Origin of the sequence: Rhodococcus sp. BP-316 (assembly GCF_019836105.1) — a bacterium.
Classification (GTDB): Bacteria; Actinomycetota; Actinomycetes; order Mycobacteriales; family Mycobacteriaceae; genus Rhodococcoides.
Window position 1 is genome coordinate 214610 of sequence record NZ_JABUEE010000001.1, and the last position, 13025, is coordinate 227634.

Genomic DNA, 13025 nt, shown 5'->3' on the forward strand with positions numbered 1-13025 from the left:
TCTGCGACACTTCTTCCCCAAGCAGTGCCATGCGAACCGTACGACACTTCGAACGCTTAAGGAACTCCAGTCACAAATGACACATGTGTCATTCCGCCGACCGCATCCGCGCTGATCAGGACGTTGTCCGAGAAAGATTCGTTGAGACTTTTTTGGGAACGGTCACTGCCCGTCGGGCGTGACGGCCTCTCGATCGGTGACATCTCCCGAACGATGACGGCGTTCGTTCACCCACCAGGTGCCGCCGAGCACGGCGACGACCACGAGAACGAGGCCCAGAGTGATGCCGGTCCACGGTGGGCCGGGCTCGACGAGCACGTCGAGGAAGTTGTCCGCGGACTGCACCGCGTTGCCGGTGTACGCCTGATCCTGACCCGCTTCGAGCGTCACGCGATCGATCGAGTCGCTGAACGTGCCGACCTGTCCCGGACCGATCACGAGGACCGTCCCACCGTCGGTGGCACCGACCGACGTGGCGAGATCGCGGAGCTGCGAATCGAGCGGCGCCGGCGCGTCGAGCACGACGATGCTCAGGTCGATACCGTGCTCGCCGGCGCGCGCCACGACACCCTCGAGCCCGACGACGTCCTGACCCGGCGCGGCCACCCCGTCGTCCGCGACGTCGGCGAGGGTCGCCTGCAGGTCGACGAACGTCGGCACCTCGCTGATCATCGGGAGGGCGACCAGCGGCTGATCACTCAGCGGTAGGGCCGGGAGAGGAGAGAGAGACATCGTCCGTCCGTTGTCGTCGATCGCGAGGCGATGCGGTGGATCGCGAGGCGATGATGGTCGAAGTGTGTGCGCCGTCGAGCGGGACCCTACGGGACGGGACCGTCGCCGAGTCCGAGGCGCACCGAGGTGCACGGAGGCAGCCCTTCGTTGCGCCCGGAACGCTGCCGGGGAACGATGAGTGCGCACCACGGTGAGAGCGACACGGCGATTCGGCCACTCGTTCTCACAGGACAAGCGTACTGTTAGAATCGAAACACCGAGACTGCGGCGGCCTCGACGCCACCCGGGTGCACCCTCACCCACGGCGATGTCCGCCCGCTCTCGCCACGCCGTCGACACAGCCCCGTCGACGGCAGCCCAGAAGACGAGTGGAGCTGACGTGACCGCAAGTATCGATTCGTTCGGCGCCAAGGGAACGCTGGAGGTCGGAGAGAACTCGTACGAGATCTTCCGCCTGAAGGCCGTCCCCGGCACCGAGAAGTTGCCCTATGCCCTCAAGGTCCTCGCGGAGAATCTCCTGCGTACCGAGGACGGCGCGAACATCACCAAGGACCACATCGACGCGATCGCCGCGTGGGACCCGTCCGCCGATCCGAGCATCGAGATCCAGTTCACGCCGGCCCGCGTGATCATGCAGGACTTCACCGGTGTCCCCTGCATCGTGGACCTCGCGACCATGCGTGAGGCCGTCACCGCTCTCGGCGGCGACCCGGAGAAGGTCAACCCGCTCGCTCCGGCCGAGATGGTCATCGACCACTCCGTCATCATCGACGTGTTCGGCCGCGCGGACGCCTTCGAGCGCAACGTCGACATCGAGTACCAGCGCAACGGTGAGCGCTACCAGTTCCTGCGGTGGGGCCAGGGTGCGTTCGACGACTTCAAGGTCGTCCCGCCCGGCACCGGCATCGTGCACCAGGTCAACATCGAGCACCTCGCCCGCACCGTCATGGTGCGGGGCGGTCAGGCCTACCCCGACACGTGTGTCGGCACCGATTCGCACACCACGATGGTCAACGGCCTCGGCGTGCTCGGCTGGGGCGTCGGCGGCATCGAGGCCGAGGCTGCCATGCTCGGCCAGCCCGTCTCCATGCTCATCCCCCGTGTCGTGGGCTTCAAGCTCAGCGGCGAGATCAAGCCCGGCGTCACCGCGACCGACGTCGTGCTCACCGTCACCGACATGCTGCGCAAGCACGGCGTCGTCGGCAAGTTCGTCGAGTTCTACGGCGAGGGTGTGGCCGAGGTCCCCCTGGCCAACCGCGCGACGCTCGGCAACATGAGCCCCGAGTTCGGTTCCACCGCGGCGATCTTCCCGATCGACTCGGAGACCGTCGACTACCTGCGCCTGACCGGACGCTCCGACGAGCAGCTCGCGCTCGTCGAGGCGTACGCCAAGGAACAGGGCATGTGGCACGACCCCGAGAACGAGGCGACGTACTCCGAGTACCTCGAGCTCGACCTCGGCGACGTGGTGCCGTCCATCGCCGGACCGAAGCGTCCGCAGGACCGAATCCTGTTGTCGGAGTCCAAGATCGCGTTCCGCAAGGACATCCACAACTACGTGGGTGGCGAGGACGTCGACGCCACCCCGTCGAAGCTGGACGAGGCACTCGACGAGACGTTCCCGGGCTCGGATCCGGCCACGCTGTCCTTCGCCGACGACGATGCGGCTCCGCTGCACTCCGCCGCCGGCAACGCCGAGGGTCGCCCGACCAACCCGGTGCGCGTCGACTCGGACGAGCAGGGCTCGTTCGTCCTCGACCACGGCGCCGTCGCCATCGCGTCGATCACCTCGTGCACCAACACCTCGAACCCGTCGGTCATGCTCGGCGCTGCCCTGCTGGCCAAGAAGGCCGTCGACAAGGGTCTGACCAGCAAGCCGTGGGTCAAGACCTCGATGGCGCCGGGCTCACAGGTGGTCACCGACTACTACGACAAGGCCGGCATGTGGCCGTACCTGGAGAAGCTCGGCTTCTTCCTCGTCGGATACGGCTGCGCCACGTGCATCGGTAACTCGGGACCGCTCGATCCCAAGATCTCCGAGGCCATCCAGGACAACGACCTCACGGTCACCGCGGTCCTGTCCGGTAACCGCAACTTCGAGGGCCGCATCTCCCCCGACGTGAAGATGAACTACCTGGCGTCCCCGCCGCTCGTCATCGCCTACGCGCTGGCCGGCACCATGGACTTCGACTTCGAGCACGACGCTCTCGGTCAGGACAACGAGGGCAACGACGTCTTCCTGAAGGACATCTGGCCCTCGCCCAAGGAGATCCAGGACACGATCGACTCGTCCATCTCCAAGGAGATGTACACCAAGGGCTACGCCGACGTCTTCAAGGGCGACGAACGCTGGCGCGGACTGCCCACCCCGGACGGCAAGACGTTCGAGTGGGACCCGCAGTCGACCTACGTGCGGAAGCCCCCGTACTTCGACGGCATGCCCAAGGACCCGGAGGCCGTCACGGACATCTCCGGTGCGCGCGTGCTGGCGTACCTCGGAGACTCGGTCACCACCGACCACATCTCCCCCGCCGGCAACATCAAGGCAGGAACGCCTGCTGCGCAGTACCTCGACGAGCACGGTGTCGAGCGCAAGGACTACAACTCCTTCGGCTCGCGTCGCGGCAACCACGAGGTCATGATCCGCGGAACGTTCGCGAACATCCGGCTGCGCAACCAGCTCCTCGACGACGTCTCGGGTGGCTACACCCGCGACTTCACGCAGGACGGTGGCCCGCAGGCCTTCATCTACGACGCGTCGCAGAACTACCAGAACGCCGGCATCCCGCTGGTCGTCCTGGGCGGCAAGGAGTACGGCTCCGGATCCTCGCGTGACTGGGCTGCCAAGGGCACCCGCCTGCTCGGCGTCAAGGCCGTCATCACCGAGTCGTTCGAGCGCATCCACCGCTCCAACCTCATCGGCATGGGCGTCGTCCCGCTGCAGTTCCCCGCCGGCGAGTCGGCGGCGTCGCTGAAGCTCGACGGCACCGAGACCTTCGACATCTCGGGCATCACCGAGCTGAACGAGGGCCGCACGCCGAAGACGATGCACGTCACCGCGACGAAGGACGACGGCTCTGCCGTCGAGTTCGACGCCGTGGTCCGCATCGACACCCCCGGCGAGGCGGAGTACTACCGCAACGGCGGCATCCTGCAGTACGTGCTGCGCAACATGATCGGCTGATCACCGCAGTGATCACTGCCCCGTGAGGGGAGCAGAACGCGCACGACCGCGCCGCGATACCGCGTGTATCGCCGGTTCGGTCGTGCGCGTTCTGCGATCAGCACGATGTCCCCAGCACACGACAGGAGCACCGAGTGCCGAAGGTCAGTGACGACCATCTCGCGGCGCGCCGAAGTCAGATCCTCGACGGCGCGCGCCGCTGTTTCGCCGAATACGGTTACGAGGGCGCCACGGTGCGGCGACTCGAGGAGGCCACCTCGCTCTCGCGAGGAGCGATCTTCCACCACTTCAAGGACAAGGACGGGCTGTTCCTCGCGCTCGCCCGCGACGACGCGCGCCGCATGGCGGACGTCGCCGCCGAGCAGGGGCTCGTCCAGGTGATGCGGGACATGCTGGCCGCTCCCGACCAGTTCGACTGGCTCGGTACACGTCTGGAGATCGCCCGACGGCTCAAGACCGACGCCGAGTTCCGGGCCGGGTGGTCGGAGCGCTCGGTCGAGCTGCAGGACGCCGTCCTGTCACGTCTCGAGCGTCAGAAGTCTGCGGGCCGACTGCGGGACGACGTGCCCACCGCGGTACTGCTGGGATACCTCGACCTCGTCATGGACGGTCTCGTGACCCGCATCGCGTCGGGCCAGGGCACCGAGAATCTGTCGGCCGTCCTCGATCTGGTCGAGGAGTCGGTCCGTCGCGATCGGCCGTGAGCCGACTCAGGCGAGCGTGATCAGGTCGAGGTAGTCCTGCGACCAGTGGTCCTCGTTGCCGTCCGGCAGGAGGATCACTCGTTCGGGAGACAGTGCCTCGGCCGCACCCGGATCGTGCGTCACCAGCACGACGGCGCCCTTGTAGCTCCGCAGCGCCTCGAGGACCTGCTCACGCGAGATCGGGTCGAGGTTGTTGGTCGGCTCGTCGAGCAGCAGCACGTTGGCCGCCGACGAGACCAGGCCGGCGAGCGCGAGTCGCGTCTTCTCACCGCCGGAGAGAGTGCCGGCCGGCTGTTCGAGCTGCGGGCCGGTGAACATGAACGCACCGAGCAGCGACCGCAGCTCCTGCTCCGGGGTGTCCGGTGCCGCGTGCCGCACGTTCTCCCAGACCGACGCCATGTCGTCGAGGGTGTCGTGTTCCTGGGCGAAGTAGCCGATGCGTAGACCGTGACCGGGCTCGATCTGGCCCGAGTCGCTCTTCTCCGTGCCGGCGAGGATGCGGAGCAGCGTCGTCTTGCCGGCGCCGTTGAGGCCGAGCACCACGACGCGGGAACCGCGGTCGATGGCCAGATCCACACCCGCGAAGATCTCCAGGGACCCGTACATCTTGGTGAGGTTCGACGCCATGAGCGGCGTCTTGCCGCACGGTGCGGGCTCGGGGAAGCGGATGTGTGCCACCCGGTCGGACACGCGTTCCTCGTCGAGGTTCGCCATCAGCTTGTCGGCACGCTTGGCCATGTTCTGGGCGGCCACGGCCTTGGTGGCCTTCGCACCCATCTTGGCGGCCTGCGCGCGCAGAGCGCCGGCCTTCTTCTCCGCGTTGGCACGCTCGCGGCGACGACGCTGCTCGTCCGTCGAGCGCGCGTCGAGGTACTTCTTCCAGTTCATGTTGTAGACGTCCGGCTCGCCGCGGACAGCATCGAGGAACCACACGCGGTTCACGACGTCGTTCAGCAGCTCCACATCGTGACTGATGACGATGAGCCCACCCTCGTGGCTCTGCAGGAAGCCGCGGAGCCAGGTGATGGAATCGGCGTCGAGGTGGTTGGTGGGCTCGTCGAGCAGCAGCGTGGTGGCCGAGCGACCACCACTGCCGTCGGACGCCGCGAACAGGATGCGTGCCAGCTCGACGCGGCGGCGCTGACCGCCGGAGAGGGTGCGCAGGGGCTGCGCCAGGACACGGTCGGGAAGTCCGAGGCTGTTGCAGATGCGCGCCGCTTCGCTCTCGGCCACGTAGCCGCCGAGCGAGGCGAAACGCTCCTCGAGCTCGCCGTATCGGCGGACGGCCTTGTCGAGGCGATCCTCGTCGGCCACCTCGGCCATGAGCGCCTGCTGCTTCTCCATGTCGTGGAGCAAGGTGTCGAGTCCGCGGGCGGACAGGACGCGATCCTTGGCCAGCAGGTCGAGGTCGCCCTCCTTGGGGTCCTGCGGCAGGTAACCGATGTCCCCGGTGCGGGTGACCGAGCCGGCGTAGGGCTCGCCCTCTCCTGCCAGAATGCGAAGAGTGGTGGTCTTTCCGGCGCCGTTGCGGCCCACGAGGCCGATGCGGTCGCCGGCCTGCACGCGCAGGGCGGGCCCGGGAGCGGACAGAAGAGTACGCACGCCGGCACGAACCTCCAGGTCGGTGGCGGTGATCACGGTGCGAACTCCTCGATCGTCGTAGTTGTCCGGTGGCAGACCGGGCGCAGCGCGAAGTCGACTGCGCAGCAATCCCTCATTTTAACGCCTCCGCGGGCTCCCACGGTCCACGCAGACGTGACTCCGCTAACGTTCGACGCATGGAGAAGGAACAGGATCTGCAGGGGCGTGTCGCCGTGGTCACCGGCGCGAGCCGCGGAATCGGTCGGGCCATCGCGGCCGACCTCCTCGCTCGCGGCGCCGCCGTGACGGTGACCGCCCGCAAGAAGGAGCAGCTCGACGCCACCGCCGAGGAGTTGCGCGCCGCGGTACCGGGGGCCACCGTGCTCGCCATCGCCGGCAACGCCGGGGACGAGGAGTCCCGCCGCGAGACGGTCGACCGCACGGTCGCCGAGCTCGGCTCACTCGACATTCTGATCAACAACACCGGCATCAATCCGGTGTACGGATCGCTGATGGAGGCCGATCTGGCCGGCGTCCGCAAGATCTTCGAGGTCAACGTCGTCGCGACGCTCGGCTTCATCCAGGAGGCGCACCGAGCGTGGATGGGCGAGCACGGCGGCTCGGTCGTGAACCTCGCCAGCGTGGCGGGAATCCGATCCACCGGAGTCATCGCCGCGTACGGCTCGTCCAAGGCGGCGCTCATCCGGCTGACCGAGGAGCTCGCGTGGCAGCTCGGACCCTCGATCCGTGTGAACGCGGTGGCCCCGGGCGTCGTCAAGACCAAGTTCGCCGAGGCACTCGTCGCCAATGGTGAGGAGGCGGCGGCCGCCGGCTACCCGATGAAGCGGCTGGGAACGCCCGAGGACGTGGCCTCGCTCGTCGGGTTCCTCGTGTCCGACGCCGCGTCGTGGATCACCGGTGAGACGGTGCGCGTCGACGGCGGACTGCTGGCGACGGGAACGTTCTGACCGACGTCCTCGTCGTCGGCGCCGGCCCGTCCGGCCGCGCGGCGGCACATCGCTGCGCGGCCGCGGGGGCAACGGTGACTCTCGTCGACCCCCGTCCGGATCGTCGATGGATCAACACGTACGGGATGTGGACCGACGAGATTCCGGACTGGGTGCCGGAGTCGACGCGCGCGTCCACGTCCCGCTCCCCCGTCGTGGTCGGCACACGCCGACACGTGGTGGACCGTGAGTACTCGGTGCTCGACACCGGACGACTGCAGGACGGCCTCACGCTCGACGGAGTGTCGGTGGTCGCGGAGTCCGCGGCGGAGGTCACGCCCACGTCGATGACCCTGCGGAACGGCACCTCCCTGTCCGGCGGCACGGTGATCGACGCCCGCGGCTCGGCGGTCGGACCCGGCGTCCCCGAGCAGACGGCCCACGGGGTCGTGGTCGACGAGGAGACCGCTGCACGTGCCTGCGGCGGCGAGTCCGCGGTGATCATGGACTGGCGGCGGGACAACGGTGCGGACGCGGACGCAGTGCCGTCCTTCCTGTACGTCGTGCCGCTGGGCGGCGGCGCGGTGTTGCTCGAGGAAACCTGCCTGGTCGGCCGGCCCGGCCTCACCTCACCCGAGCTCGCGCGTCGGCTGCTCGCACGACTGGCTGCGCGGGGTGTGACTCTGCGCGGCGACGAGCCCGTCGAGCGGGTGCGCTTCGCGATGCGTCCGCCGACCCGTCCGACGCGCGGGGTCGTCACCACCGGGACGCGGAGTCCGGCTCTGCACACCGCCACCGGGTACAGCGTCGCTGCTTCCCTGCGCCGAGCGGACGTCATCGCGTCGGCCGTGCTGGACGGCGGCGGCGTCGACTCGGCGGGATCGCGGGCGGTCACCCGGCTGCGGTCGGTGGGCGCGGACGCTCTGCTGTCCTTCCCGCCCGATGCCCTCGCGCCGTTCTTCGACCGATTCTTCGAGATGCCGTCGACGCTGCAACGCGCCTATCTGTCGTCGGACGACGACGTCGCCGGCATGTCCCGGGCGATGCTGACGCTGTTCTCGCGGATCGGTTCGTCCGACCGCCGCGTGATCCTCGGAGCGGTCCGTCGGGCGATGTTCTCCGCAGCGGTGGGGACGCGTTCGTGACGGGTGGTGGAAATGTGACCGGGCGTGCCCCAAGATTGGACACATGCGATCGATCTGGAAAGGCTCCATCGCCTTCGGCCTGGTGAACGTCCCGGTCAAGGTGTACACGGCCACCGAGGACCACGACATCAAGTTCCATCAGGTCCACGGCAAGGACGGCGGTCGCATCAAGTACGACCGGAAGTGCTCCGTGTGCGGTGAGTCGGTGCAGTTCGCCGACATCGACAAGGCCTACGAGACCCCCGACGGCGACCGGGTGATCCTGACCGATCAGGACTTCTCGTCGCTGCCCGCCGCCGAGAAGCACGAGATCCCGGTTCTCGAGTTCGTGCCGACCGACCAGATCGATCCGATCCTGTTCGACAAGAGCTACTACCTGGAGCCGGACTCGACGTCCCCGAAGGCGTACGTGCTCCTCCGGGAGACCTTGTCCACGACCGATCGCACCGCGCTGGTGCACTTCACGCTGCGACAGAAGACGCGCCTCGCGGCCCTGCGCGTGCACGACGACGTGCTGATGATCCAGACGCTGCTGTGGCCCGACGAGGTGCGGGCCGCCGAGTTCTCCTCGCTCGACGACGTCACCGCGCCCCGCCCCAACGAACTGAAGATGGCGGGGGCACTCGTCGAGAGCATGTCGGGCGACTTCGACCCGTCCGAATACACCGACGACTACCAGATCGAACTCCGCAAGGTCCTCGACGAGATGATCGAGAACGGCGGCGAGAAGGTGGTGCACGCCGAACCGGAGGACACCGACTCGGGCGAGGACGCCGAGGTCGTCGACCTGGTCGCGGCACTCCAACGCAGCGTCGAGGCGGCGGGCCGGTCCGGCCGTGGTCGTCGCGGCGACACCGACTCGGCATCGACGAAGGACGAATCGGGGAACGAGGAGTCCGCGACGAAGGCTCCGGCGAAGAAGGCAGCCCCGAAGAAGGCACCGGCCAAGAAGGCGGCGGCGAAGAAATCGCCCGCCAAGAAGACGGCCGCGAAGAAGGCGGCGGCGAAGAAGGCCGGGAGCGACACGTCGTCGGGCGACGAGGACCAGCAGCGCAAGGGGGCGTGAGGTCTCACGACCACGGCGTGCGCGTCCGCACGGGCCTCACAATCAAGTGCCCACGGAACCGTATGTCTCACAACGCCAAACGTGGTTGATCACCCCAAGGATGCTTTTACTCTCTCTGGAGAGACACAGCGAGTCGTCCCGGTCACACCGGCGACGGGCGCCGCATCCATCGGGGGAGATCACATGTTCGACGAGTACACGTTCAGCACTGTCGCCAACGACGGGCACCTGGTCAGTCCGGTCGTCGCTCTGACGGGCGACGCGCCGTCGCTGTTGTTCTCGCGAAAGTATGCGGACGTCGCGGCGCTGTCCGCCGGCGACCACGAGCTGCTGCGACCGATCGTCGATCCGAGCACCGCCGAGCAGGTGCGCTCCATGGCGCCGCCCGCCGACGAGATCGCGCTGGTGTTCGGTGCCAACGGCTTCGTCGGAGCGCATCTCGTCGCGGAACTGTCTCTGCGCCCCGGAATCACGACGGTCTACGCCGGTGTCCGATCCGCCGGCGACTCCTCCGCCGCCGAGCGTTTCGAGGAGACCGTCGCCCAGTACTCGATCACCGGGATCGATCTCGCGAAGATCGTCGTCATCGAGGCGGTTCCGACCCGGACGAACTTCGGTCTGGACGAGGACACCTACCTGCGGCTCCGCGGCACCGTCGACCAGGTGTTCAACTCGGCCAGTTCCACCGACTACGACTCCAGCTACCTCGAGTTGCGACAGGACTGGTTCGTCTCCCTGTTGCGCGTCGTCCAGTTCACCCTGGAGGACCGTCGCAAGCACCTCACCTACATGGGGTCGATCGGCGCCTTCATCTACACCAGCCCGGAGGACTTCCTGCGTCCCGATTCCTGGTGGTACTCGGGCTACTGCCAGATGAAGTGGATCAACGGTCAGCTCCTCGGATGGCTCGCACGGGACGGCGTCGCCTCCGTCACCCTGGTCGAGTCGCCGTACGTGCTCGGCAGCACCACCGTCGGCAAGGACCCGGGTCGCGTCTACAGCTTCTGGCGCGCGATCGAGCTGGCGAACAGTGTCGGTGCGATGTGGGACGGTCCGGGCATGAACTACGCGCCCGTCGACGTGCTCGCGCGCGTGCTGGCGGACAACGCTCTCGGCGACGGCACGCTCCCCCACCTCGTGCCGTCCAATCCGGTGCCCTACAGCAACGCCGTCCTGGCATCGGCTCTCGGCCTGGACCTCGTGCCGTGGGCGGAGTTCAAAGCGATCGTCGACAGCAAGATCCCGGCGGAGAAGACGGCGTCCCTGCTCGGGTCCGACGTCAACGACCTCATCCGCCGTTCCAACGCACCGTCGCTCATGCCGTCGTCCTTCGACGGATCCTCGTGGGATCACGATGCGCTCTTCGCGCTGTACCTGTCGGTCATCCAGTTCCGCGACGCGACGGCGCGCCGACCCCGACTGGTCACCGCGTGAGCAGAAGCGCACAGACCCGCGACGTCCTCGGTCGTGCACGATGAGTCGCGTCCCGCCGCAACCGATGTTCCTGGAAACCGGCGCGAGGTACCGGGTCCGGGTGTTCCTCGGCGATTTCGTGAACTTCACCCTCGGGCTCGTCTACTACGTCGCCTGCGCGACCCTCGGAGTGCTCGCCGTCGCGATCGACGCCGTGCTGCGCACCCATCTCTACGACGCGTTCATCGCACTGGTCGAGCGCATCGACCACGGTAAGGAGACGGTGGTGGAGCCGTCGTGACCAGAGCAGCCACCACCGCCGGAACCGTGGCTCTCGCCGCGCTCGTCGGCGGGTACTCGTACTGGCGCAGCGCCGCCTTCCTTCGTGATCCGGAGCGGTCGGTGCCCCCGGACCCGTCGTCCATCGTGTCGGCGGCCGACGGGTACATCACCTACGTCAAGCGTGTCGAGTCGGGCCAGATACCGGTCGCCGTGAAGAAGCGGCGCACCATCCGGCTGTCCGAGTACGCCGGGATCGACTCCGACACCAGCGGGTGGCTCGTCGGCACCTACATGACCGAGCACTCGGTCCACCGCAATCGCGCACCGATCGAGGGGGCGGTGGTGGTGCGTGAACACCGCGGCGCGGCGCCGTTCAACAGGTCGATGGCTCGCATGACGGCGAACCTGTTCCTGCACCGCACGCCCTACGACGAGGGGTGCGAGTACCTCCTGACCAACGAGCGGCTCACCATCGGTGTCCGGCACGCCGACGGTCCCACCGTCTTCGTCACACAGATCGCCGATCTGTGGGTGGACCGGATCGTCGCCCACGTCGAGGTCGGTGAGAATCTCGCTCGCGGCGAGCAGTACGGCCTGATCCGCTTCGGTTCACAGTGCGACGTGTTCCTTCCCGACGCTCTGCTCGACGGCGACGTCCTGGTACGGCCGGGGCAGTACGTGTGGGCCGGTGAGTCGGTGCTCGCCCGGTCCGTCGTGCGGCCGGCACCGACGACCCGGAGCCCGATGCGGAACGATCTCGAGGAGGCCCTCTCATGACCTCACGTACGGACAGCCGGCCGGTCACCACCGCGGCCGTGACCATCACAGCGGTACGCACCCGTCGCGACTGGTCGGCCTTCGCGAAGGTCCCGTTCACGGTTTACCGGGACGACCCGAACTGGATCCCCGGCGACATCGCGGACGTGGGCTCGATGCTGCGTCGGCCCTCTGAGGAGACGCAGAGCCGGATGACGAGTCAGGCGTTCCTCGCGTATCGCGGTCGGCGGCTCGTGGGGCGGATCGCGGCCATCGCCGACCTGGTCTTCATCTCGCACTACGAGGAGCAGACCGCGTACTTCGGCTACTTCGAGTGCCTCGACGACCGGGAGGCCGCGCACGCTCTGCTCGACGCCGTGGCCGCCTGGGCTCGGGGGCGGTCGCTGAGCACCGTGGTGGGTCCGATGAGCCCGTCATTGCTGTGGAGCGCGGGAGTGCTGGTGCACGGCAACGACATTCCGCCGCTGGTCGGGATGCCCCACAATCCCCCGTATTACGCCGATCTCCTCGAGTCGTGGGGTATGACCAGCATCAAGGAGTTCCACAGCTTCTATCACGACGACCCGCACACGCTCGTCCAGTCGCCGCCGTTCGCACGCAAGTACGCGATGGGCCAGAGGTGGAAGGCGCGGTCGTCCGTCGTCGTCCGGCCGATGAATCCGGCGACGTTCGACGAGGACGTGGCCAAGCTGCGCGTGCTCTACAACACCGCATTCGCGTCGTTCTGGGGATTCACGCCCGTGGAACCCGACGAACTCGATGCGCTCGTGGCGACCATGCGTCCGATCCTCGATCCCGAGATCGTGCTGTTCGCCGAACTCGACGGCGAGGTCGTCGGCTTCGTCATGGGGATCCCGGACGTGAACAAGGCGGCCCTCGGAGCGGTGCGCTCACGGTTCGGCATCGTGCGCGATCTCCACACGATCGCGCGGTGGCGGGGGCCCGGCGGACGCAGACACCGCACGCACGTGCGGCTCGACATGATGTTCGTGGACCCGAGCTGCCCCGACAAGGGCACCTCGGCGCTGCTGATCTTCGAACTGTTCCAGCGCATCCACGACGGCGGATACGCCTCCGTGGAAGCAGCCCCCGTGCTGGCGGACGGAGGCTGGTTCCACTCGGTGCGTTCGTCCTACCCGGTGGACCCGAGCAGGACGTACCGCATCTTCTCGCGTGAGATCGGGTGAGCCGGCT

11 protein-coding genes are annotated in these 13025 nt (G+C 67.8%); 9 read left to right on the plus strand and 2 right to left on the minus strand.

Translation table 11 applies throughout. From position 1 onward, the window contains the following. Nucleotides 1-162: 162 nt before the first annotated feature. Nucleotides 163-732 carry a DUF6676 family protein gene (locus HQ312_RS00955; protein WP_231476272.1) on the minus strand — a complete coding sequence of 190 codons (570 nt, stop codon included), beginning with the start codon at nt 730-732 and terminating at the stop codon, nt 163-165. 379 nt (nt 733-1111) lie between these two features. Between HQ312_RS00955 and HQ312_RS00960 the strand changes: the two genes are divergently transcribed. Together HQ312_RS00960 and HQ312_RS00965 are read left to right on the plus strand one after the other, a co-directional pair. Further along, the gene (locus HQ312_RS00960; protein WP_308123754.1) at nt 1112-3916 is read left to right on the plus strand and encodes an aconitate hydratase; all 2805 of its coding nucleotides are present in this window, start codon (nt 1112-1114) and stop codon (nt 3914-3916) included. Between the two features lie 134 nt (nt 3917-4050). Then, entirely contained in the window at nt 4051-4620 is a 570-nt protein-coding gene (locus tag HQ312_RS00965) for a TetR/AcrR family transcriptional regulator (protein WP_027505306.1), read from the plus strand. 6 nt (nt 4621-4626) lie between these two features. Here the strand turns inward: HQ312_RS00965 and HQ312_RS00970 are convergent, their stop codons facing one another. Continuing rightward, nucleotides 4627-6258: an ABC-F family ATP-binding cassette domain-containing protein gene (locus HQ312_RS00970; RefSeq protein WP_027505305.1), complete on the minus strand. Its 1632-nt coding sequence runs from the start codon at nt 6256-6258 to the stop codon at nt 4627-4629. 140 nt (nt 6259-6398) lie between these two features. On the opposite strand from HQ312_RS00970, the gene HQ312_RS00975 reads away from it, so the two are divergent. The 7 genes from HQ312_RS00975 (at nt 6399) to HQ312_RS01005 (ending at nt 13018) form a co-directional block, all read left to right on the plus strand. Then, nucleotides 6399-7169, plus strand: coding sequence for an SDR family oxidoreductase (locus HQ312_RS00975; protein WP_027505304.1), 771 nt, complete (start codon nt 6399-6401; stop codon nt 7167-7169). Then, nucleotides 7166-8293, plus strand: a complete 1128-nt coding sequence (locus tag HQ312_RS00980) for a lycopene cyclase family protein (RefSeq protein WP_222637792.1) — start codon at nt 7166-7168, stop codon at nt 8291-8293. Before HQ312_RS00975 ends, HQ312_RS00980 begins: the two co-directional genes overlap by 4 nt. Before the next feature lie 43 nt (nt 8294-8336). After that, nucleotides 8337-9359 (plus strand): Ku protein, encoded by a 1023-nt coding sequence (locus HQ312_RS00985; protein WP_222637581.1) that lies wholly within the window; start codon nt 8337-8339, stop codon nt 9357-9359. 183 nt (nt 9360-9542) lie between these two features. Further along, nucleotides 9543-10793, plus strand: a complete 1251-nt coding sequence (locus tag HQ312_RS00990) for an SDR family oxidoreductase (RefSeq protein ID WP_261769385.1) — start codon at nt 9543-9545, stop codon at nt 10791-10793. A gap of 40 nt (nt 10794-10833) precedes the next feature. Then, nucleotides 10834-11073: a hypothetical protein gene (locus tag HQ312_RS00995; RefSeq protein WP_155956982.1), complete on the plus strand. Its 240-nt coding sequence runs from the start codon at nt 10834-10836 to the stop codon at nt 11071-11073. Further along, on the plus strand, nt 11070-11831 hold the full coding sequence (locus HQ312_RS01000; protein WP_222637582.1) for a phosphatidylserine decarboxylase: 762 nt from the start codon (nt 11070-11072) through the stop codon (nt 11829-11831). The genes HQ312_RS00995 and HQ312_RS01000 overlap by 4 nt, the downstream gene beginning before the upstream one ends. Next, nucleotides 11828-13018, plus strand: a complete 1191-nt coding sequence (locus HQ312_RS01005; protein WP_222637583.1) for a GNAT family N-acetyltransferase — start codon at nt 11828-11830, stop codon at nt 13016-13018. Before HQ312_RS01000 ends, HQ312_RS01005 begins: the two co-directional genes overlap by 4 nt. Nucleotides 13019-13025: the final 7 nt, after the last annotated feature.

Excerpts from the sequence above, each read along its gene's own strand:
- HQ312_RS00955 (WP_231476272.1), bottom strand. The coding sequence starts at position 732 with ATGTCTCTCTCTCCTCTCCCGGCCCTACCGCTGAGTGATCAGCCGCTG.
- HQ312_RS00975 (WP_027505304.1), top strand. The coding sequence starts at position 6,399 with ATGGAGAAGGAACAGGATCTGCAGGGGCGTGTCGCCGTGGTCACCGGC.
- HQ312_RS00985 (WP_222637581.1), top strand. The coding sequence starts at position 8,337 with ATGCGATCGATCTGGAAAGGCTCCATCGCCTTCGGCCTGGTGAACGTC.
- HQ312_RS00990 (WP_261769385.1), top strand. The coding sequence starts at position 9,543 with ATGTTCGACGAGTACACGTTCAGCACTGTCGCCAACGACGGGCACCTG.
- HQ312_RS00995 (WP_155956982.1), top strand. The coding sequence starts at position 10,834 with ATGAGTCGCGTCCCGCCGCAACCGATGTTCCTGGAAACCGGCGCGAGG.
- HQ312_RS01005 (WP_222637583.1), top strand. The coding sequence starts at position 11,828 with ATGACCTCACGTACGGACAGCCGGCCGGTCACCACCGCGGCCGTGACC.